Origin of the sequence: Methylomonas rosea, from assembly GCF_024505055.1 — a bacterium.
Taxonomy (GTDB): Bacteria; Pseudomonadota; Gammaproteobacteria; order Methylococcales; family Methylomonadaceae; genus Methylomonas; species Methylomonas rosea.
The window spans coordinates 64,858-86,086 of record NZ_JANIBL010000005.1; the positions used below are offsets into that span (position 1 = coordinate 64,858).

17 protein-coding genes are annotated in these 21,229 nt (G+C 52.3%); 5 read left to right on the top strand and 12 right to left on the bottom strand.

Going from position 1 to position 21,229, the window contains the following annotated elements:
* Positions 1–111: 111 nt before the first annotated feature.
* The 4 genes from NP589_RS02830 to NP589_RS02845 all read right to left on the bottom strand — a co-directional run bounded on the left by NP589_RS02830 (position 112) and on the right by NP589_RS02845 (position 3,872).
* Complete coding sequence (locus NP589_RS02830; protein ID WP_256605594.1) at positions 112–453, bottom strand: hypothetical protein; 342 nt, start codon at positions 451–453, stop codon at positions 112–114.
* A 183-nt stretch (positions 454–636) separates the two neighbouring features.
* Positions 637–1,434 carry a cobalamin-binding protein gene (locus tag NP589_RS02835; RefSeq protein WP_256605595.1) on the bottom strand — a complete coding sequence of 266 codons (798 nt, stop codon included), beginning with the start codon at positions 1,432–1,434 and terminating at the stop codon, positions 637–639.
* A gap of 111 nt (positions 1,435–1,545) precedes the next feature.
* Positions 1,546–3,186 carry a 2,3-bisphosphoglycerate-independent phosphoglycerate mutase gene (gene gpmI, locus NP589_RS02840; protein WP_256605596.1) on the bottom strand — a complete coding sequence of 547 codons (1,641 nt, stop codon included), beginning with the start codon at positions 3,184–3,186 and terminating at the stop codon, positions 1,546–1,548.
* A 104-nt stretch (positions 3,187–3,290) separates the two neighbouring features.
* Positions 3,291–3,872, bottom strand: coding sequence for a Uma2 family endonuclease (locus tag NP589_RS02845; RefSeq protein ID WP_256605597.1), 582 nt, complete (start codon positions 3,870–3,872; stop codon positions 3,291–3,293).
* A gap of 218 nt (positions 3,873–4,090) precedes the next feature.
* Between NP589_RS02845 and NP589_RS02850 the strand changes: the two genes are divergently transcribed.
* On the top strand, positions 4,091–5,047 hold the full coding sequence (locus NP589_RS02850; RefSeq protein WP_256605598.1) for a cupin domain-containing protein: 957 nt from the start codon (positions 4,091–4,093) through the stop codon (positions 5,045–5,047).
* Positions 5,048–5,210: 163 nt separating this feature from the next.
* Here NP589_RS02850 and NP589_RS02855 read toward each other — a convergent pair whose 3' ends face one another.
* From NP589_RS02855 to NP589_RS02865, 3 genes are all read right to left on the bottom strand, one after another.
* Entirely contained in the window at positions 5,211–5,735 is a 525-nt protein-coding gene (locus tag NP589_RS02855) for a hypothetical protein (RefSeq protein ID WP_256605599.1), read from the bottom strand.
* Between the two features lie 99 nt (positions 5,736–5,834).
* A complete protein-coding gene (gene mfd, locus NP589_RS02860; RefSeq protein ID WP_256605600.1) occupies positions 5,835–9,287 on the bottom strand; it encodes a transcription-repair coupling factor in 3,453 nt (1,150 codons plus the stop codon).
* Between the two features lie 159 nt (positions 9,288–9,446).
* Positions 9,447–10,196 (bottom strand): flagellar brake protein, encoded by a 750-nt coding sequence (locus NP589_RS02865; RefSeq protein ID WP_256605601.1) that lies wholly within the window; start codon positions 10,194–10,196, stop codon positions 9,447–9,449.
* Between the two features lie 79 nt (positions 10,197–10,275).
* On the opposite strand from NP589_RS02865, the gene NP589_RS02870 reads away from it, so the two are divergent.
* From NP589_RS02870 to rimO, 4 genes are read left to right on the top strand one after another with little or no spacing between them, the layout of a single operon-like run.
* Positions 10,276–10,596, top strand: coding sequence for a DMT family transporter (locus tag NP589_RS02870; RefSeq protein WP_064007064.1), 321 nt, complete (start codon positions 10,276–10,278; stop codon positions 10,594–10,596).
* Positions 10,596–10,889 carry a sulfurtransferase complex subunit TusB gene (gene tusB, locus NP589_RS02875; protein ID WP_256605602.1) on the top strand — a complete coding sequence of 98 codons (294 nt, stop codon included), beginning with the start codon at positions 10,596–10,598 and terminating at the stop codon, positions 10,887–10,889. The genes NP589_RS02870 and tusB overlap by 1 nt, the downstream gene beginning before the upstream one ends.
* The gene (locus NP589_RS02880) at positions 10,880–11,212 is read left to right on the top strand and encodes a TusE/DsrC/DsvC family sulfur relay protein (protein WP_256605603.1); all 333 of its coding nucleotides are present in this window, start codon (positions 10,880–10,882) and stop codon (positions 11,210–11,212) included. The genes tusB and NP589_RS02880 overlap by 10 nt, the downstream gene beginning before the upstream one ends.
* A 21-nt stretch (positions 11,213–11,233) precedes the next feature.
* Positions 11,234–12,544: a 30S ribosomal protein S12 methylthiotransferase RimO gene (rimO, locus tag NP589_RS02885; RefSeq protein ID WP_256605604.1), complete on the top strand. Its 1,311-nt coding sequence runs from the start codon at positions 11,234–11,236 to the stop codon at positions 12,542–12,544.
* 38 nt (positions 12,545–12,582) lie between these two features.
* On the opposite strand, the gene NP589_RS02890 is transcribed toward rimO, so the two are convergent.
* From NP589_RS02890 to NP589_RS02910, 5 genes are all read right to left on the bottom strand, one after another.
* Entirely contained in the window at positions 12,583–12,792 is a 210-nt protein-coding gene (locus tag NP589_RS02890) for a cold-shock protein (protein WP_020483452.1), read from the bottom strand.
* Positions 12,793–13,251: 459 nt separating this feature from the next.
* Positions 13,252–14,538 (bottom strand): sodium:proton antiporter NhaD, encoded by a 1,287-nt coding sequence (nhaD, locus tag NP589_RS02895; protein WP_371929639.1) that lies wholly within the window; start codon positions 14,536–14,538, stop codon positions 13,252–13,254.
* Positions 14,539–14,938: 400 nt separating this feature from the next.
* Positions 14,939–18,532 (bottom strand): pyridine nucleotide-disulfide oxidoreductase, encoded by a 3,594-nt coding sequence (locus NP589_RS02900; protein WP_256605605.1) that lies wholly within the window; start codon positions 18,530–18,532, stop codon positions 14,939–14,941.
* Between the two features lie 48 nt (positions 18,533–18,580).
* Positions 18,581–19,510 (bottom strand): protein translocase subunit SecF, encoded by a 930-nt coding sequence (gene secF / locus NP589_RS02905; protein WP_064007059.1) that lies wholly within the window; start codon positions 19,508–19,510, stop codon positions 18,581–18,583.
* Between the two features lie 97 nt (positions 19,511–19,607).
* Entirely contained in the window at positions 19,608–21,065 is a 1,458-nt protein-coding gene (locus NP589_RS02910; protein ID WP_256605606.1) for a TrkH family potassium uptake protein, read from the bottom strand.
* Positions 21,066–21,229: the final 164 nt, after the last annotated feature.

The following is a 21,229-nucleotide window of genomic DNA, read 5'->3' on the forward strand; positions in this document are numbered from 1 at the left end:
GAGCGAATTCACTACTTATTTGAAGTTGCCTTCTGTGTTTATGGCGCTGTATTGGGCGAATTACCTTAGCCCAATACAGGTTTGATGATTGTTTTGGCCGGCAAGATCAGTTTATTCGGCTTCTATGGCTATAGGTTCGCCTGATTCATCGACCGGCTGCACAAACTCAAACAATTTGGAACCGGCGTTGATGACTTCTACGTTACCGGTAAAACCGCTACGCGCAGCGACATTTTTGCAGAATGTTCTTTTGATAAAGCCGGTTGTACATTTACTGGTGCCGTTGCTCAGGTCGTCGGCTATAGTCCAGCCGGCGGGACAAATAATCGTGGGAATGTCAAAAGTTTTGCATACCGGTTTGGGTGTTGTGCCGCCACCCGTTGGCTGGGCGTGGGCAATGGCGCTGGCGCCGAACAAAACGGCGGTTACGACAAATAATTTTAGCGTTTTCATGTGATACCTCTTCGATGATGTAATGGATCAAGCTCCCTGGGATGTGGGGTGGCATGAATAATCCCTTTCGAAGAGGAGATTAAGATTTAGGCGCGGATTTTTATATGAACTATTCCATCTGATCCGGCGTGATTAATTAACAGCTATTTTTTGCCTATTGAACGGGTTTGCGTACCTGTCAGGCTAGGCAAAATCTCGCCGCCAGTCATCGATGATACGGCACAACTGGGACAAACCGTCGCTGAGAGCGGCCGGGCCTGGCTGTAAAATATCGCAGGATTTAATCTCGTAAACCCGCTGCTGTTGCAAGGCGGGGATGCTATCCCAGCCCGGACGGGCCGCCAAATGATCTGGGCGGAATTTTTTGCCGCACCAGGAGCCGATGATAATATCCGGCGCGCGGCGCACCACTTCTTGCGGATCGGCAATGATGCGCTCTTTGGCGGAATGTTCGGTGGATAGCTCGGCAAAGCAGTCGTCGCCACCGGCGATGCTGATCAACTCTGACACCCAGCGGATGCCGGAAATCATCGGCTCGTCCCACTCTTCAAAATACACTTTAGGGCGCTTGGCAAACTTAAGACTGTTTTGGCGAACGGTTTCCAGTTGTTGCCGGTATTGCGCCACCAGCGAGGCAGCTTTTTCCGGAACCCCGACCATCGCCCCCAGCAAGCCGATCATTTGCAAAATACCGTCCACCGAGCGTTGGTTGAATACATGCACCTCCACGCCGGCCCGGATCAGGTCCGCGGCGATGTCGGCTTGCAAATTGGAAAAGCCCAGCACCAAATCCGGCTTTAGCGCCAGGATTTTATCGATTTTGGCGCTGGTAAACGCCGAGACCTTTGGCTTTTCTTTACGAGCCCGCACCGGCCTGACCGTGTAGCCGGAGATGCCGACGATACGCGCTTGCTCGCCCAACAAATACAAGGTTTCGGTGGTTTCGTCAGTTAGACAAATGATGCGTTCGGGGTAAGCCATTGGGGTGTCCAAATTGTGTCGTCAGCAGGGTAAAACTTGTTTGCAACCCGCAATAAAAACCGCCAGCGGCCAAGCCGGTAGGCGGTTTAGTGAGCCAGGAGCTGTTTAAGCTTAGTCGGCTTCGATCAAGCTAGGATCGTAATCTTCCGGCGCATCAAAACCCAGCAGATTTAATACGGTGGCCGCTACGTTCGATAAACCGGCTTTCGGTAAATCCTGGCGCAATGTGTAACCTGGGTTTTCCCCGGAGACCAACACAAACGGCACCGGATTCAAGGTGTGCGAGGTTTTGGCTTTGGCCCGGCCTTCAGCATTGCGGGTGACATTGCCTTTTTTATCCAGCTCGTACATTTCGTCGGCGTTGCCGTGGTCAGCGGTGATGATCGCTGTGCCGTTCATTTCCAGAATAACCGGAATCAAACGCGCCAATTGCAAATCCAAACCCTGCATCGCGGTAACTGCCGCTTCGAAATTGCCGGTGTGGCCGACCATGTCGCCGTTGGCATAGTTGACCCGCAGGTATTTATATTGGCCGCTGCGCACCGCCTCGATCAGCGCATCGGTGATTTCAGCACATTTCATCCACGGCCGTTGTTCAAACGGCACCACATCGCTGGGGATTTCCACATAGGTTTCGGACGCCTCGTCGAACTTACCAGAGCGGTTGCCGTTCCAGAAGTAGGTCACATGACCGAATTTTTGGGTTTCGCTGATGGCGTATTGGCTGATGCCGTTTTTTGCCAAATATTCACCGAGAGTGCGATCGATGGTCGGTGGCTCGACCAAAAAACGCGGCGGCAATTTGGTATCACCGTCGTATTGCATCATGCCGGCGTAAGTCACTTTCGGCAACGGGCCGCGCTCGAACGGACTGAATTGTTCTTCAGTGAAGGCGCGGGAAATTTCTATCGCGCGGTCGCCGCGGAAGTTAAAAAATACCACGGCATCGCCATCGACGATCGTACCCAGCGGTTTGCCGTCTTTGGCAATTACGAAACCGGGCAAATCCTGATCGATCACATTGGCTTCGCTACGGAAGGTTTCAATCGCTTCATGGGCGCTGGCAAATTGCCGGCCCAAGCCCAGCACGTGGATGTCCCAGCCGCGCTTGACCATGCTCCAGTCCGCTTCGTAGCGGTCCATGGTGATTTGCATGCGGCCACCGCCGGAAGCGATGGCTACGTCGAATTCCGCGCTGCGCAAGCCGTCGAGATAGACTTGGAACGGATCGACATAATCCAATGCGGACGTTTCGCCAACGTCGCGGCCATCCAGCAAAATATGAATCCGGACTTTAGCGACGCCTTCTTGCTTGGCTTGTTCGATCATCGCTTTCAGATGATCGATATGCGAATGCACGTTACCGTCAGAGAACAAGCCCAGGAAATGTAAAGTGCCGCCTTGGTTGGAGGTGGCGATCACCTCATGCCAGGCGTGACCTTGCCAGAGATGGCTGCTGCTGATGGATTCGGCGACCAATTTGGCGCCTTGGGCAAACACCCGGCCGGCGCCGAAGGCATTGTGGCCGACTTCGCTATTGCCCATGTCTTCGTCGCTGGGCATGCCGACGGCGGTGCCGTGCGCCAGCAGTTTGGTCATCGGATAGCTGGCCATGTAACGGTCCAGGTTGGGTGTGCGCGCGGCTTTCACCGCATCGCCGTCTTCGCGCGGTGATATGCCCACACCATCCAGCACGATGGTGACGACAGGGCCGGGGCAGGCAGGAAAACGGGAAGATTTTGCTAATTTCATGGTGGTACTCAATGGGTGCTACTTGGGCAGTTAAAAGAAAAAGGGTTAGGGCGAAAGCGCTAAGCAAGTCAGGGCGAATTATTGCGCGGTCGTAACGCGGAACATCATAATACCTGATCGGCGACGTCCAGCAGCACGTCCTCGTAGATCGCGCTTAAATCCAGATTGATGTCCAAAGTCCCTAGCGGCAGACGATCGGCCGCTGCGGAAAAACTGTGTAGCAACCAGCCTTGCTCGGTGCGTTCAAAGCAATCGATAGCTTGGCTTTGGCTGTCGATCAGCCAATAATTTTGCAGGCTGTCGAGTTGGCGGTAGGCGGCAAACTTTGCGCCACGATCAAAACCTTCGGTCGATGGCGACAACACTTCAGCGATGAATAGCGGATGTTGTTTGAACAGGCGGTTGTCGCGGTCTTTAGGTTCGCAGGTCACCAGCACGTCGGGGTAAAAAAACGCATTGGCTTTGGCGACATTGACTTTCATGTCGGAAATATAGGCGCGGCAGGGTGAGTCTTTCAGATGTTGTTTAAGCAGAAAGAATAAATTGCCGGCAATTGAAACATGCGCATCGCTGGCGCCGATCATGGCCCAGACGTCGCCGTCGAGATATTCGTGTTTGATCTGAGCGGACGCCTCGCCTTGCAGGTAGTCGTCCGCGCTTAATTTTAATTTCTCTGCCAGAGCCATAGCCGATTTGTCTTGGATATTAGGACGATTCTAACGTTTGCCGGTTAAATGTGGAACCCTTGAGCCAAGTATTTCATCCGGCGTGAGGATCAAGAAAGCGCCGATGTTGTTGGGCCGACTATCCGTCTCAACAAATCACCCTTTAAAAAAATACTGCGTGTAAAATTTTAGCCATCACACAATTTGTATGGCTAACATAACTTTTCAAAGGTGCCGTCATGACCATAGCCGATTCGCAAAACCCGCTAGAGCAGTTGCAGGAAAATTGCCGCTATTTCGAATATACCCAAGCGGCCGATCCTATCGGTTCCGGCGCAATCTCCAAGCTACCGTTCGCCAATTTCGGCAGCGAGTTGCATCAAACCGGTGGCACCCGGATTATCCCACTCGACGTCAGCGAGCACTTAAATTGTCCCGGTCCGGCGACCAGCCCGGCATTGTGTGCGAATTTTGTCAGAATTCTGGCCAACGAGTCGCTGGCGACCAATTTCAATGCCACCTCGCAGTTGTTTTACGTGATGTACGGCAGTGGCCGTACCGAATTCGATGAACTGACTATCCCCTGGCAAACCGGCGATTTTGTGGTGCTACCCATAGGCAAGGACACCCGGCATTTTGCCGACAGCGATGCGGCTTTTTATCTGGTGCACGACCAGCCGCTGTTGACTTACCTGGGCGTCAAAGCCGACAGACCATGCTTTAAACCGACGCTGTATACCGCGGAAGATTCGCTGCGCGAATTGGCGGCGGTGCAAAAAGCGGCAGAGGTGGTGAATCGCAACCGTATCAGCGTCTTGCTGGCCAACAAAGCCATGGATCAAACCTTGACCGTGACTCACACGCGGTGGGCGATGCTGGGCGTGTTGCCCAAGGGCGCGGTGCAATTGCCGCATCGGCACCAATCCGTGGCCTTGGATTTGATTCTGGATTGCAAGCCGGGTTGTTACACCCTGGTTGGGCCGCAGATTGCGGCAAGCGGCCAAATCGCCAATCCCGCCCGCGTCGATTGGCAACCCTATTCAGCCTTCATCACCCCGCCCGGCTACTGGCATGCGCATTTCAACGAGTCGGATCAAGAAGCGCATTTGGTTCCGCTACAGGATGCCGGCTTGCAGACTTACTTGCGCAGTTTGGATATTAAATTTGTGTTGCCGGATGGGAGTGTTTCGGGGTGAGTTGGCGGTGTGTCGCGAAAGTCGTTTGATCGGCGAGGTATCGTTAACGGTCATTTCCTGTCCGGCAGTTTGTATTTTTTGCTGCTCAGTCAGGAAAATACTGTCCCGGTAAACTAGTTCCGCTTTACAGTCTTGAGTTAAGTTGACTCTCTGGTAAGTTTGCCTATGGCTGTTTTGCAGATTTTTCTTCATCAAGCTTTTCATTGACGTATGAAAATAAAAATGCCCCCACAGCTTGAGCCGTCCCTAAATGAATGATATTTGTTTTCCCTTCATACATGTATCGCCAATCGACAAAGCCATGGCTTATATTTGAAAGGTCTTTATCAATAGAACGATCGAATTGTTCTTTATAGAGAGTGCTAATTTCGCTTTTCATTTTTTCATTTAAACCGCCGAAAAGTATTGATAAATTGTGCCCTCCATTTAATATTGATTTATCCCGGTATTCTTCTTTCACACTATCCTCTGTGAAGGTTTCAACTCTCGTGTAAATTACTCTTGTTCTGAGCGACTTCAAGAAAATCTCTATTGAAAGAGCCAAGCAAACTAACGAAGGTAAATTAGTTTCTTCATGATTTTCGAGAATTTTGTATGAATCATAAAACTTCTTTGCATGATTAAATAGGGTTCGACTTACGAATTCTGGCCCATCCATATAACCTGATTGTTTATTCGTTATTTGCATTTCTGAATCTAAGGTAAAGCTTTCGTAGCCCGCGTAAGATTAGCGACTGCGTAATCATACGCAAGTGGCTAATCAACATAACCTCCGATTACGCTATCGCTAATCGGAGCTACCTTTCGCCCCCAGCCTCGCTAACAACTTCTCCAAAAACGCCACCTTATCCTCCATATCCTTAAAAGTCTGGGTAAAGCGTAATTTATCCGCGCCGTCGAATTTATAAACCTGCGACTGGCTCTGGATCATCAGGATCAACTCGCCGGTGTCGATTTGCGGTGTGGCGGTGAAGACGATGCGGCCACCGGTGGCGTGGGCTTCGATTTTCTTGATGCCCAGATGCGCGGCTTGTTGTTTCAGTTCGGTGATCGCGAACAGCGCCTTAACCTGATCCGGCAATAGACCGAAGCGGTCGATCATTTCGATTTTTAATTTACGCAAATCGTCTTCGGTTTCGGCGCTGGCGATACGTTTGTAGAGCACCAGGCGGGCGTGGATGTCCGGTAGATAGTCTTCCGGGATCAACGCGGCGATTTGCAAGTCCACTTCGGGACCGGTATCCAGCGGTGCGTCCAGTTCCGGTTGTTTACCGGATTTCAAGGCTTTGACCGCGCGTTCCAGCAACTCGGTATACAGGGTAAAGCCGATTTCCTGAATCTGCCCGCTTTGTTCGTCGCCTAGCAATTCGCCGGCACCGCGGATTTCCATGTCGTGCGAGGACAGCATGAAGCCGGCACCCAGTTCGCCGGAAGTTTCGAAGGCTTCCAGGCGTTTGACGGCGTCCTTGGTCATCAAGGTTTTCGGCGGCACGATGCAATAAGCATAGGCGCGGTGATGCGACCGACCGACCCGGCCGCGTAATTGATGCAACTGGGCCAGACCCAGCTTGTCGGCGCGATTGATGACGATGGTATTGGCGCTGGGAATGTCGATGCCGCTTTCGATGATGGTGCTGGCAATCAGCAGATTGAAACGCTGGTGATAAAAATCCAGCATGATTTGCTCCAGCTCGCGCTCGGCCATCTGGCCGTGGGCGATCTGGATGCGCGCTTCCGGCACTAATTCGCTTAGTTCGCGCATCATTTTTTCCATGCTCTTCACGTCGTTGTGCAGGAAAAATACCTGGCCGCCACGTTTGATTTCCCGCTGGCAGGCCTCCTGTACTTGCGAGTCTATCCATTCGGTGACGAAGGTTTTGATGGCGTGGCGGTTCGGCGGCGGGGTGGCGATGATGGAAATATCGCGTAGGCCGGCCATAGCCATGTTCAAGGTGCGAGGAATCGGTGTCGCGGTCAATGTCAATAAGTCCAGCTCGTGGCGTAGCTTTTTGAAATGCTCTTTTTGGGTGACGCCAAAACGGTGTTCTTCGTCGATGACCACCAAGCCCAAGGCTTTGTATTTCATCTCCTTGGACAATAATTTGTGCGTCCCAATCACGATATCCACTTTGCCGTCTGCCAAATCATCGGCGATGGCTTTTTGCTGTTTGGGGGTCACGAAGCGCGAGGTCACTTCGATGCGCACCGGCCAGTCGGCGAAACGGTCTCTAAAGTTTTGATAATGCTGCTGAGCCAGCAGGGTGGTGGGCACCAGTACCGCGACTTGTTTGCCGCTTTGCACTGCGACAAAGGCCGCGCGCATCGCGACTTCGGTTTTGCCGAAACCGACATCGCCGCAGACCACACGATCCATGGGCTGGGTGGCGGCCATGTCCTGCAATATAGCTTCGATGGCGCTGAGCTGATCCGGGGTTTCCTCGAACGGAAATGCGGCGGCGAAGGCGTCGTAATCGCTGTTGTCGACGTTAAACGCAAAGCCCTCGCGGGCAGCGCGTTTGGCGTGGATGTCCAGCAATTCGGCGGCCACGTCGCGGGCGCGTTCCATGGCCTTTTTCTTGGCTTTGCTCCATTGGTCGGTGCCCAAACGATGCAGCGGCGCGTTTTCGGCGCTGACGCCGCTGTAACGACCGATCATGTGCAAGGACGATACCGGCACGTAAATTTTGTCGTGGTTGGCGTATTCCAACATTAAAAACTCGGCGTCGATGCCGCCGACGTTGAGGATCTGCAAGCCCAGGTAGCGGCCAACGCCATGTTCCTGATGCACCACCGGCGAACCGATGCTCAGCTCGTCCAGATTGTTGAAGATGTTTTCCAGTGCCCGCGCAGCCGATTTGGCCCTGCGGCGGCGCTGTTGGACTTTTTCACCGCTGAGCTGGCTTTCGGTGATGATGGCGACTTTAGTATCGGCCAGCCAAAGCCCATGATCCATCGGCGCGACGACGATGCAGGGCGAATGATCGGTTTGTAAAAACTCCGGCCAGCTCTGTACTTGTTTGGCGGCGAGTTTGGCGATTTTCAGTTTGTCGATCAGGCCTTCGCGGTGGCCGGCGGTTTCGGCGACGAACAGGATCTTGCCGTCAAAACCTTCGATGAACTGGCGCAGCCGTTGCGCGGGTTCTTTTAAACGACTGTCTATCGCCACATCCGGCAGCAGTTTGCAGTCAAACGTGTGGGCGGCTTCCGCCTGATTGTCCAGCACCACGCGGCTGAAGCTGTCAGTGTGTTGCTGGATTTCCTCGGCCGACAGAAACAGGCGGGTCGGCGGCAATAAGGGTCGATCAGTGTCGTATTTGCGTTGCTGATAGCGTTCGTCGGCTTCGCTGTAAAAGCGCTGGGCGTTTTCGGCAAAGTGGGCCGGCAGCACAAATAAGGCAGTTTTTGGCAAATAGGCAAACAACGATTCGGTGCGTTCGACGAACAGCGGCAAGTAGTATTCGATGCCGGCCGGGGCGATTTGCTTGGAAACGTCGATATACAAATTGTTCTTGGGCGACGCGTCCGGGAATTGCTCGCGGAAGGCCTGCCGGAAGCGTTTGATGGCTTCGTCGGTAAACGGAAATTCGCGGGCGGGGAATAGCTCGATTTTTTGCATTTTGTCTTGCGACATTTGCGTATCGGGGTCGAAGCTGCGAATCGATTCCACGTCGTCGTCGAACAGTTCGATGCGATAAGGCTGTTTGGAGCCCATCGGAAACAAATCCAAAATCGAGCCACGCACCGCAAATTCGCCGTGTTGATACACTTGCGACACGCATTGGTAGCCCACTGCTTCGAGTTTGGCGCGGGTGACTTCCAGGCTTAAAGTGCCGCCGACTTCGATGGCAAAACTGTGGGCCAGAATATGCTCGCGCGGCGCCAGCCGGTGCATCAGCGTGGCTACCGATAAAATCAACGCGCCGCGTTTGGTGTCGGGCAGCAACGCCAAAGTGCGCAAGCGTTCGGAAATGATCTCCGGCAAGGGCGAGAATACGTCGTAGGGCAGGGTTTCCCAATCTGGAAAATGCAGAATCGGCAGGCTGTTGGCTAAGAAAAATGCCAGCTCGTGTTCCAGTCGCAACGCGGTTTGGGTGTCCGGCGTGACGATGACCAGCAGGCGTTTTTCCTGGGTAATGGCTTGGGCCAACGTCAACGAGTCGCCGCAGCCGCTCAGGCCGCTCCAGAATGCCATGGTGGGTTGCTGCGGCAATGCTGTGGCGGGAATTGGCGGTAAGGACATGAGGTTGAAATCGAATTTTTGAAGTGTTTGATTATAACCGCTATGTCTGAGCATCGGCCAAACGTAACTGCTTTGCGGGTTGGCGGCGCAGGAGTCACGCCTGGGACGGTATTTTGACTACAGCTTGCCGCCTAAAGCCTATGCTCAGCGGATTTGGTCTTAAATACTCAAGTTTTTTTGCTGTAATTCAATTTCCTGCATATAACGCTGAATGTTATTTTCGAACACTTGTGGCATGTGAGTGAATTTACAGCCTATGCGATGTTGATAGGTGGTGGCATTGGCTCGCACATTGGTCACGCTTTTAATTACAAAGCCGACGTGAGCCCGGCTGCCATCGTGTAAATACAAGGCGCATTCGTCTATGACAGTATCGGGCACTAAAAAGTCGGCAATCTTAGTGTCGGCATTCAAAAACGAAAATCCGGAAAGGCTGATGTCGGCCATGCCGAACACTTTGGTTTGCGTATCCATTTCGCCGGCTTCATTTTCTAGTGTCAAGTTGAGTTCGCAGGTGCTGTTTTTATGCGATAGCGGCACTTTAACGCGATAATACTGGCGGCGTTGCATCCAGAAAATTGCGTCCGGAATAGGCATCGCAAACACTGGATGGCCGTCGCTTTGCGATTTTTTGATCGCTTTGCCGCGGAACGATACTTTAATGCCTTCGTATTCGGTACGGAACAGCACTTTTGCGGAGCCGAGTAGCTGTTTATTCAGCAATTCCGTCGGAGCAACATCCAGCGTGATCAGGTTGGCTTTTTGATCGAGATCGATAATGGTGGTCAAAAACGATTGGTTATGTTCGCCAAAGTGCGCGGAGATGATGCACTTCTTTTTTATCAGATCGCTTAAGTGACTAAAAATCAGTTTGGCGCTTCTAACGAGATAGTCGGATTCTTTTTCCATTAAATTGCTAAATTTTGCGGATAGGTGAGAGCACTGCTGTAAAATACCGCAGATTATAGTGCATAGGAAAGGAGTTTTGATGGGTTGGTTGCTATTGTTCGCCGCGGGTTGCTCGGAAATCGTGTTTGCGATAAGTCTTAAATACAACGACGGGTTTTCCAAGCTATGGCCGAGCGTAGTGACCGGCGTGTCTGGGGCGGGCAGTTTTTACCTGTTAATGCTGGCCATCAGAACCCTGCCTTTGGGTACGGCGTATGCGGTGTGGACCGGCATGGGTGCGGTCGGCGTCGCGATAATCGGGATTTTTCTGTTTAAGGAATCGGCGGACTGGTTCCGCTTGGCGTCGATTCTGTTAATCATCGTCGGCATCGTCGGTTTGAAGCTGACGCATGTGGAATAATGCTGCATTTGTTGTCGCAATTGCCGTTGCAAGCGGCGGTTATCGAGCGCATTGGTAACGGTGATGATGTTGTCTTGATGGATGGCGCGGTGTGTGCCGCGCTGGCCGGACATAGTGGTAATGCCTTGTTGCGGCAATTGTTGAGTCAGTCGTGTCGGGTTTATGCATTGCAAGAGATGTTGCTTGTTCACGGTATTGATCAGCAGCGCGTATTGGCCGGTGTGGAATCGGTCGATTACGCGGGCTTGGTCGAGCTGACCGTGAAGAATCCGGTGATTCATTCGTGGTGTTGATGGTTGATGGCGTTGCGTTGCCAACCAGTGACGATGGTTTTCTGCGCGATGCCGGGCAATGGAATCGACAGGTCGCGGATGAGTTGGCCCGGCTTGAATCTATCGAAATTAGCGATGCGCACTGGGAGATCCTGCTGTACATTCGCGATTACTATCAACAATTCCAGCACTTGCCCAATGCCCGAATGTTTGTGGCGGCTATCCGCAAGCAATTTGGTGAAGACAAGGGCAATAGCCGTTATCTGCAAAAGCTGTTTCCACAAGGGCCGTTGAAATACGCCTGTAAAATCGCCGGCTTGCCCAAGCCACCCACCTGTTTATAAAAATGTTTTCAAGAGAGTTTCATGAGTAACCCCCGTGTTGGATTTATCAGTTTAGGTTGCCCGAAAGCGCTGGTCGATAGCGAGCAGATTCTGACCAGGCTGCGCAGCGAAGGCTATCAAGTCTCGCCGAACTACAAGGATTCGGATTTGGTCATCGTCAATACCTGCGGCTTTATCGATGCGGCGGTTGAAGAGTCACTAGATAGCATCGGTGAAGCGTTGGCGGAAAACGGTAAGGTGATTGTCACCGGTTGTCTAGGTGCGCGCCAGGATGAGATTTTGGCGCGTCATCCGCAGGTTTTAAAAATCACCGGCGCCCACGCGACTGACGAAGTGGTGTCTGCGGTGCACGAATACTTGCCGCCAGCGCATAATCCATTTACCGACATAGTGCCGCCGCAAGGTATCAAGCTAACACCCAAGCATTATGCTTATCTGAAAATCTCCGAAGGCTGCAATCACAGATGTACGTTTTGCATCATCCCGTCGATGCGTGGGGATTTAGTCAGCAGGCCCATTGATGATGTGATGTTGGAAGCAGAGCGGCTAGCCGATGCGGGTGTTAAGGAATTGCTGATCGTCTCGCAAGATACCAGCGCTTACGGTTTGGATTTGAAATACGAAAGCCGGCGCTGGCGCGGCCGGGAAGTACAGACCCGGTTTTACGATTTGGCCGAAGCATTGGGTGGGTTGGGTATCTGGGCACGGATGCATTATGTCTATCCGTATCCGCATGTCGATCACGTCGTACCGTTGATGGCGGAAGGAAAGATCCTGCCGTATCTGGATATTCCGTTTCAGCACGCCAACAGCCGAATTTTAAAGCTGATGAAACGTCCGGCGGCAGCGGAAAATAATCTGGAGCGCATCCGCGCCTGGCGGAAGATTTGCCCGGACTTGACGATACGCAGTACGTTTATTGTTGGCTTTCCCGGTGAAACCGAGCAAGACTTTGCAGAGTTGCTGCAATTCCTGAGCGAAGCGCAAATGGATAGGGTAGGTTGTTTTGCCTATTCGCCGGTGAAGGGCGCGGTAGCCAACGATTTGCCGGATGCCGTACCGGAAGAAGTCAAGCAAGAGCGCTTGGCGAGATTTATGGAGCATCAGTCGGCAATCAGTGCCGAGCGCTTGCAGCGCCGGGTCGGCAGAGTCGAGACAGTATTGGTCGATGAAGTGGTCGAAGAGGGTGCAGTCGCGCGCAGCCGCAGTGACGCACCTGAAATTGACGGTCAGGTATTTATCGACGGCGCAAGCCATTTACAAGTCGGCGATTTCGTCGAGGTTGAAATCGAGGAAGCCGACGAGTACGACTTGTGGGCTAAACTGATCTAACGAAAAAGCCGCTGGTTAGGCGGCTTTTTCAGTTCAATTTACAGCGGTGTTACGTTTTCCGCTTGTGGGCCTTTTTGGCCGTTGGTCACTTCCATAGTGACTTTTTGGCCTTCTTTCAAGGTTTTGCGGCCGTTGCCGTTGATGGCGCTGAAATGTACGAATACATCTTTGCCGCCTTCTTGCTCAATGAAGCCGAAGCCTTTTTCATCATTGAACCATTTTACTTTGCCTTCTACTTGAACTGACATAAATCTCTCTTGCTAATAAAGTGCTATTCGCTGGTTTGTAACTAGGGTTGGTGAATAAAGCAGGTAGTGGAAAACAATGTTTGTTGATCCGATTGCAGACTTGAAAAGCGACAACGATACCGAGCTAAATCAACTCCATTATACATCGCAATCGGCGGGTATCCACAAAAACTAGCTAGATTTTGCGTGTTAAATGCTTGTGACAATAGTGTGTCAGCGGTCATTGTTGGATGCTTATGTCAGGCTAACGCAGGTTGCGGGTGGCTATTGGCTGGCTAAGATATTGAAATGAAGTGGTTTTTTAGTAGGCTTTTGTGGATGGTTGCTTTGCTTAAATCCGCTTTGGGCGCTTGCAAATGCGAAAGTGATCGTCGCAAAAAAAGCAAAAAAAATACTGGATTTTGCAATTGACCTATTGGGCAGGCCATGAAAAAAGACTGCCCAATAAAGCTTGTCGCGTCAAAAATAGCTGCCGTTAATCAGAAAATGGGTAGCAATGCTACCGAAAAAGCCGATCAAAATGACCGGCATCCATTTCAAATGTGCGCTAAAGGAGTAAAGGCCTTTCATTTGGCCCATCAAGCCCACGCCTGCCGCGGAGCCGATTGCCAGTAAGCTGCCGCCCACGCCGGCGGTTAATGTCACTAACAACCATTGGCCTTGCGAGATGTCGGGATGCATGGTCAGTACCGCAAACATGATGGTACCGTTATCGATGAACGCCGACAGGACGCCGACTACAATGTTGGCAATGGTCGGGTCCATGCCCACGTACAATACATCCGAGGCCATGGTCAAATAACCGATGAAACTCAAGCCGCCGACGCTGATCATGACGCCGTAAAAAAACAGCAGGGTGTCCCATTCCAGCGTCGCAACGCTTTTAAATACGTCGAATTTTTGGCTTGGTCTCGCGTCGGGAACCGCAACGTTAAATAATTTATACACGTGGGCGAAATCGCTGATTTTGCCGTTGTCTTTATCGGCGGTTTTTTGCAGATAAAAGCCCAGGAATTTTAGATAGGTCAGACCCGCCAGCATGCCTGCCGCCGGCGGCAGTTTCAGCATGTTTTCGAAGCAGACCGCGGTAATAATGGTCAGCAAGAACAGCACGATCATAGTCATTGCGCCGCGTTTCATTTTTGGGGCTTTACCCACAGCCGCCGGTTGTTGTTTGGGTATCCAGAAATGCATGATTATCGCCGGCAGTGCGAAATTGACCACGGCAGGAATGAATAGCGAGTAGAAGTCTTTAAAGGGTACTACCCCGCTTTGCCATACCAGCAGCGTGGTGATGTCGCCGAACGGACTGAACGAACCGCCGGCATTGGTCGCGACTACCACGTTGATGCAAGCGAGTGTAACGAACTTGCGGTTTTCCTTGCCCATTGCCGCGATTACTGCCCCCATTAGCAAGGCCGTGGTCAAGTTGTTGCAAACCGAGGACATAAAGAACGACATGATGCCGGTAATCCAGAACAGCTTACGGTAGCTGAAACCTTTACTGAGCAACCAAACCCGCAAATTATCAAAGACGCCGCGATCTTCCATCGCATTGAGATAGGCCATCGACACCATGATGAACAAAAACAATTCCGCATAGCCTTCCAGGCAGGCGCGGAACGCGTGTCCGGCCTGCTCGCTCATGCCATTGTTCATGTAAATGCCGGCGATAAAAGCCCAGATCAAGCTCGCCGCTAACACCATGGGTTTGGATTTGTTTAATTCGGTGACTTCTTCGGTCATCGCCAGCAAATAGGCTACCGCAAAAATGCCGATAGCCAGATAGCCGACCCAATGCTTAGTCAGATTAAGGGCTTGTGTTGCTTGTTCTGCGTCTGCCCAAGCTATCAGTGGTGAGCAGGTGAGTAAAATGAGTAGAAGGATGCGCGAAAACACGGGTGAACTCCTTTCAATAACTGGGTGCTGGACAGTCACGGTAGGGAGTGAGTTCCTCGACCGTGACTGCTTTTGCCGTGCCCGCTTAACTACGGGCTTGGCTATCACGATATTACAAAGTTTGTAACTTTACAGCGAGTGTAGTTTAGCATTGCTAAAGTGCGGGGCGTCCGGCTAGGAATGCCCCGGTTTTAGATGCTTTTTGCTAGTCTACCGGGGATAGGCTTAAAGTCTGCCTATCTTGTTATCATTGGGCTTCGAGTAAATACGTCAGCCAGAGTGAGGACAGTTTTTCCTGTACCGTGTTTTGCCGCAGACGGGCAGCCAGATTTGGGAAATCCACATAGTCCAGCGCCTGATCCTGGTTGTAACAGGAGTACATAAAGCTCTCTTCGCCGCTTTCCGGATCCACGTGTTTGCATAAGCATTGGGCGCAGACGCCTTTCATCATGCATTGCATCGGCGAGTTGATCGAGCCGACCGCTTCGTGGCCTTCCTTCAAGTACGGTTTCAAGGCGGCAAAACGTGCTGCTTTTACGGCTGCCATCATCCGGTCGGAACCGATCACGATCAGGTGATCGACGTCTTGCAGGCGCAAGCTGGTTTCGCCCAATTTTCCGGTGGCATAGGACACCATGGCTTCGACGATATTGCCGACGAAGGTTTTATCCTGCGGCCGGGTGACAGGAATAGCGTCGTTACCGGGTCTGTCATCGACAGCCCAAACGATCACGTCGGACGCTTCTTCGATTTCCGGCACCTTGAACAAGTCTTCGCTGTTACGGTAACCGGCGAAGTACAGCACCTTGTTCCCGGCATTGCGCATGGCTTTACCGATTGAGAACAATACCGCGTTACCCAAACCGCCGCCCAACAGCAAAACGGTTTTGCCGGTTGGAATTTCGGTCGGCGCACCGGTAACCCCCATTAATACCAGCGGATCGCCCACTTTCCAGGTCGCGCACAAACGGCTGGAGCTACCCATTTCCAGAGCAATCAAGGACACCAGGCCTTTTTCTTTGTCTACCCAGGCGCCGGTCAGCGCCAGGCCCTCGGCGGCCAATGTAGTACCTTCCACTACGGGAGCCAGTGACTCGTAGTTTTGCACGCGGTAAAACTGGCCTGGTTCGAAATGTTTCGCGGCAGCCGGTGCTTTGATGACCACTTCGATGATGGTTGGCGTCAGACGATTCACTTCAACGACATGCGCCAGGAAAGTCGCATCCAGTTTGTTTTGCAAATCGCGCAACTGTGCATCGCGTTGCGGCTGTTGCGCAGCGTCCAAGCCAGCCAGTTCGTTGGCGAATAACTTAACAATGTACGGATAACCGTCTTTCGCGCTGGCCATCGCTTTCACCACGTTGCCGGCGTAAACCGGGTGGTTGTCGCCGTAAAATGTAATGTAACGACCGTTGCTGTGGTAAGAGGTAAATGGCGCCGGTTTGCCGACTTTGACTTGCGTTTCGTCAGTGCTTGCAACCAACTCTGCTTGGCCTTGCAACCATTCCGGCTCGTGGCGTTTGTAGAATTTCCGATCCATCACAAAGGTGCCGGGATGTTCGGATTGATAGATGGTATTCGGTGCGGTGCCGGCGGCGATGAACAGGCCGCGCAGTTTCACTTCAACTTCATCGGTTTTGCGCCATTTGCCGTCCTCTTCGGCCAGTTTCTCAAAGCGTACGGCTTGCAAATGGCCGTATTGATCTTCTATGGCTTCCAGAGGGCTCATGCCCTCGGCCAGGTAAATACCTTCCGACAGTGCTTCGCGGATCTCTTCGTGATTCTGCCGATAAGCCGGTGAATCCTTGATGCCTTTACGATAGAACAGCGTCACGCCGCCCCATTGTTTCAAGAATGGTAAAAAGTTAGGCATTTCGCCAACGGCAGCGGCGCGTTCCCGCTCCTGCTCGATCACGCGGCCATGCGCCAGGAACTCTTCCAGAATTTCCAGTTCTTCGCCGTCGTACCGGCTGCGCACTGCTGCTTCACCGTACTTGGCGACTAATTTGTCGTAGCGATGCAAAATCTTGCTGACTTGCACGGGGTAGTAGGCCAGCAGCTCGGTGGTGGTGTCGATAGCGGTCAAGCCGCCGCCGATGACGCCGGCTGGCAAGCGCACTTGCAAATTAGCCAGCGAGGATTCTTTGGCCGCACCGGTCAATTGCAGACCCATCAGAAAGTCGGATGCCTTGCGGATGCCGCGGATCAAGTTATTTTTCAGATCGATCACGGTTGGTTTGCCGGCGCCGCTGGCGATGGCGATATGATCGAAACCCATCTCCCAGGCTTCATCGATCGTGATGGTGCCGCCGAAGCGTACGCCGCCATAACACTTAAACGCACTGCGACGTAGCAAGGTTAAGTAAATGACTTTCAAAAAGTTCTTATCCCATCGCACGGTAATGCCGTATTCGGCCACGCCGCCAAAGCCCAGTAGCACGCGCTTATCCAGGTCTTCGTACAGGCTTTGGAAGTCCATAATCGGCATCGGCAGATTATCGCGGTCGCCGGTCAGATGCAGGGGTAGCGGCTCGATTTTCAAGGCATCGATACCCACCACACCAAAGCCTTCATTTAGCAAATAATGCGACAAGGTGTAACCGGCTGGACCCATGCCCGCCACCAGCACATTTTTGCCATTGTAAGGCAACGCGGTGGCGCGCTTGATGTTCAGTGGGTTCCAGCGAGTCAACAGGCTGTAAATTTCAAAACCCCACGGCATGAACAGCACATCAGTCAACACGTTGGTTTCGATTTGCGGAATATTTACCGACTCAGTTTTTTGGTAAATACAACCGCGCATGCAGTCGTTGCATATCCGGTGGCCGGTGCCGGGGCACATCGGGTTGTCGATGATGATCATCGCCAATGCGCCGATATTGTCGCCCTGACGTTTGACGACGTGCATTTCGGAAATTTTTTCTTCCAGCGGGCAACCTGTCATCAACGCGCTCAAATGATTGGTTTTGAACGTGCCATCTTTTTTGTTCTTGATGCCTTTGGAGCAGGAGTCGTTATCGCGGTCGTGGCAGTAAATGCAATGATCGACTTCGTACAACACCTGGCGTTGTTTGAAGCGTTTGTCGGTCAAGGCAAAGCCGTCGCGGCGGCGCTGATGGTGATCGTTGCACGCCCAAACATCAAAGCCGTTTGGCGACACGGTGTCGTGTTCGACCAGATTGTCCAGATTGGTTTTTTCCGGAATTTTGAAGCTCACCCATTTGGCGACATAGGCTTGCAATTCAGGATCTTGCTTGGCGGCAAAACTCCAGCGGCAGACGGTGTCGTAGGCCGCAATGTCTGCCGCGCTGGCATTTTCCTGTTGCGATGCCCGCCATAAGTCGGCGCCCAGCTGGCTCACGGCCAATTCCGGGTCGGCCTGGAATAAATCTTGTCTGTCGGTGGCTGTTAGCAGACCGGCCAATTGGCTGCGCAGTGCGCCAATATCCCAGCCTTCTATGGTTTGGCCTTTGAACAGCTTGCTTAAATTGCCGACGATTTCGGTGCGATAAACAAATATCGCGTCGAATTCGCCGCGAATAGTGCCGATTTGTTGGTCGCGGACATCGCTGACATTGAACAAACGCGCGACGAAGGTCCCGACCAGCGGTGCCATCTTTACCAATAACTCGGAAATGTCCTCCGGCTTCATGCCTTCGCCGCCACAGGCGCGGTAAGCGGTAATTTCCGCAAACAAGGCTGCATCGTGTTGCTGTACCGACTGATCGAATACTGTCAACAAATCAGACAGACGTTTGGCATCGTATAAGTCTTTATATTCAAAGCCGGGGATGCCGAGGGTGAGTTGGGTAAGGTCGCGAGTATTAAGCTTTTGTGTCATCAAGTTATTCCGTGAGCGTTCGCTTGAAGTGATAAATGAAAATTCGGTTTAAGGCATGTCGTCGACGACGCTGTCCTTGGCGGGCGGCATCAGGTCGTCGCGGCTCAAGCCCAGGCTCAGCGCGAGTGAGCTGGCGATGTAAATTGACGAGTAGGTGCCTTTAACGACGCCGATCAGCATCGCAATGGCAAAGCCGTGGATGGTTTTACCACCGAGGAAGGCCAGGGCCAACAGCGTTAAAAATACGGTCAATGAGGTCAGGATCGTCCGGCTCAGGGTGTCGTTCAACGCGGTGTTGACGATTTCGTTAATAGATTCCTTGATACGGCTGGTGCGGACTGTTTCGCGAATCCGGTCGTAGACCACGATGGTGTCGTTGATGGAATAACCGATCAAGGCCAAAATCGCCGATAACACGGTCATGTCGAATTCCCAGCCAAATACCGAGAAAAACCCCATCGTGATGATGCTGTCGTGGAATAAAGCGGCGATGGCGCTCAACGATAATTTCCACTCAAAGCGAATGCTGACGTAAACCATGATGCCAACAAAGGCGAAGAACAGTGCCAGACCGCCATCGTTGACCAAGTCATCACCCACTTGCGGGCCGACGAATTCGACGCGGCGTAGCTCGCCCGGTTGGCTTTGGCTGCTGTTGGCGACGCTTAGCACTTTTTCGCTAAGTTCTTTTTGGCTGATGTTTTCTACCGGCTTCAAACGAATTAACACGTCGGCCGCGCTGCCGAAATGTTGCAGATTGGCATCGGCAAAGCCCTGTTGTTCCAGCGTACTACGCATCTTGTCCAGATCCGCCGCTTGGTTGTAATGCAATTCGTAGAGGCTGCCGCCGGTAAAGTCTATGCCCAGATCCAGACCCTTGACGAAAAACGAAACAATGGAAATTAATAGCAGGGTGCCGGAAAAATAAAAGGCCAGTTTTCTTTTGCTAAGAAAATCAATATGTGTAGCGGAAGTCATGCCAATGTTCCTGATAAATGGTAAGTGTTGCGTTCCGGTCGCGCTGAATCCAAGGTGTCAAATAGAAAGCTTGCGGACGATAAGGCGGGGAATTGTACTATTTTCTCCAGAAAGTGGGTGTAAAAAGCACGATCAGCGTGAATACTTCCAACCGTCCCAATAGCATGGCGACAGAACAAATCCAGGTTTGAAAATCGCTGAGGCTTTGGTAATTGCCGGCAGGTCCGACTTGATTCAATCCGGGGCCGGCATTATTGATGCATGCAATCACTGCGCTTAAGGCGGAGATTGGATCCAAGCCAGAGAAAATCAAGGAAAAGGTCAGCACCACGATGGAAATGAAGTACAGGAAAATAAACGCCAGGACCGCGAAAATGATTTTGTTGGCGATGGGGGTGTTGCCGATCCGAATTGGGTTGACCGCGCGCGGATGCAGCAGGCTGAACATTTCCCGGCCTGCTTGTTTCCATAGCAATAAAGTACGGAACATTTTGATGCCGCCGCCGGTGGAGCCGGTGCAGACGGTAATGCAGCTCAGATATAGCATCCACCACGGCACAAACGGCGGCCATTTGTCGAAATCCGCGCTCATGAAGCCGCAGTCGGTGGCTATCGATACCAGGTTGAAAGTCACATGGCGCAAGCTGGTAAAGAAGTCCGGGTAGGTATCGAAATGCCATAGATAGCCGCTGCAAAGCAAAATGCTGCCGGCTACGACACCCAGCATCGGTATTGCTTCCGGGTCCGATAGATAGGGTTTCAGGCTGCGATGATGCAGTACCGTGTAGTGCGTGGCGAAATTCATCGCCGCGATCAACATGAAAATAGTCAGTACCAATTCAATGGCTGGCGAATCATAAAAGCTGATGCTGGCGTCGTGCGTCGAAAATCCACCCAAGCCCAGCGTGGCAAAGGAGTGGCAAATGGCATCGAACCAACCCATGCCGGCCAAATTTAATGCCAGGATACAGGCTAACGTGGCGCCGGCGTAGACCAGCCAGAGCAAGCGGGCGGTTTCGGCGATGCGCGGGGTGATCTTGCTGTCCTTAACCGGGCCGGCGATTTCAGCTTTGTACAACTGCATCCCCCCGACGCCCAGCAAAGGCAGAATCGCCACTGCCAGGACGATGATCCCCAGTCCGCCTATCCAGTTCAGCTCGTGTCGCCAGAGGTTGAGTGACGGCGCCAAATTGTCCAGACCGACCAATACAGTGGCGCCGGTGGTGGTAAATCCGGAGACGCATTCGAAAAAAGCGTCCGTGAAACTCAGGCCGGGTATACCCCACATCAACGGCAGTGTGGCCGCTGAAGACATCAAGATCCAGAACGAGGCGACCAACAAATAGCCGTCCCGCGTTTTTACATCGCCGCGAAAGCGCATGGTTAAGCCGGATAGCAGGCTGCCGACCCCAATATTCAAGGACATGCCGTTTAAGAAGTGATCGACCATGCCATCCTCAAAATACAGCGAAGTGGCTATCGGTAACGCATAGGTGACGCCGAAGACCATTAAGATCAGGCCGAGTACAAACCCTAAAGTGCAAAAACGTTGCATAGTGCCCTGATTAAAACCGAAAAGGTTTTGCCGTGTTGTTATAGATCGCCGGTCTCGAACGCGCTAAACAGCCGAGCGCGTCGCAGCCGGCAATTGTAACAAACAATCGCCGAAATGGGCCTGTCACATAAGCTTAAACAAAGCTTCATATTGTTGTCACAAAG

Bases quoted from the DNA above. Each gene is read 5' to 3' on its own strand.
- NP589_RS02830 (WP_256605594.1), bottom strand. From the start codon at position 453: ATGAAAACGCTAAAATTATTTGTCGTAACCGCCGTTTTGTTCGGCGCC.
- NP589_RS02835 (WP_256605595.1), bottom strand. From the start codon at position 1,434: ATGGCTTACCCCGAACGCATCATTTGTCTAACTGACGAAACCACCGAA.
- gpmI (WP_256605596.1), bottom strand. From the start codon at position 3,186: ATGAAATTAGCAAAATCTTCCCGTTTTCCTGCCTGCCCCGGCCCTGTC.
- NP589_RS02845 (WP_256605597.1), bottom strand. From the start codon at position 3,872: ATGGCTCTGGCAGAGAAATTAAAATTAAGCGCGGACGACTACCTGCAA.
- NP589_RS02850 (WP_256605598.1), top strand. From the start codon at position 4,091: ATGACCATAGCCGATTCGCAAAACCCGCTAGAGCAGTTGCAGGAAAAT.
- NP589_RS02855 (WP_256605599.1), bottom strand. From the start codon at position 5,735: ATGCAAATAACGAATAAACAATCAGGTTATATGGATGGGCCAGAATTC.
- mfd (WP_256605600.1), bottom strand. From the start codon at position 9,287: ATGTCCTTACCGCCAATTCCCGCCACAGCATTGCCGCAGCAACCCACC.
- NP589_RS02865 (WP_256605601.1), bottom strand. From the start codon at position 10,196: ATGGAAAAAGAATCCGACTATCTCGTTAGAAGCGCCAAACTGATTTTT.
- NP589_RS02870 (WP_064007064.1), top strand. From the start codon at position 10,276: ATGGGTTGGTTGCTATTGTTCGCCGCGGGTTGCTCGGAAATCGTGTTT.
- tusB (WP_256605602.1), top strand. From the start codon at position 10,596: ATGCTGCATTTGTTGTCGCAATTGCCGTTGCAAGCGGCGGTTATCGAG.
- rimO (WP_256605604.1), top strand. From the start codon at position 11,234: ATGAGTAACCCCCGTGTTGGATTTATCAGTTTAGGTTGCCCGAAAGCG.
- NP589_RS02890 (WP_020483452.1), bottom strand. From the start codon at position 12,792: ATGTCAGTTCAAGTAGAAGGCAAAGTAAAATGGTTCAATGATGAAAAA.
- nhaD (WP_371929639.1), bottom strand. From the start codon at position 14,538: ATGACCGAAGAAGTCACCGAATTAAACAAATCCAAACCCATGGTGTTA.
- NP589_RS02900 (WP_256605605.1), bottom strand. From the start codon at position 18,532: ATGACACAAAAGCTTAATACTCGCGACCTTACCCAACTCACCCTCGGC.
- secF (WP_064007059.1), bottom strand. From the start codon at position 19,510: ATGACTTCCGCTACACATATTGATTTTCTTAGCAAAAGAAAACTGGCC.
- NP589_RS02910 (WP_256605606.1), bottom strand. From the start codon at position 21,065: ATGCAACGTTTTTGCACTTTAGGGTTTGTACTCGGCCTGATCTTAATG.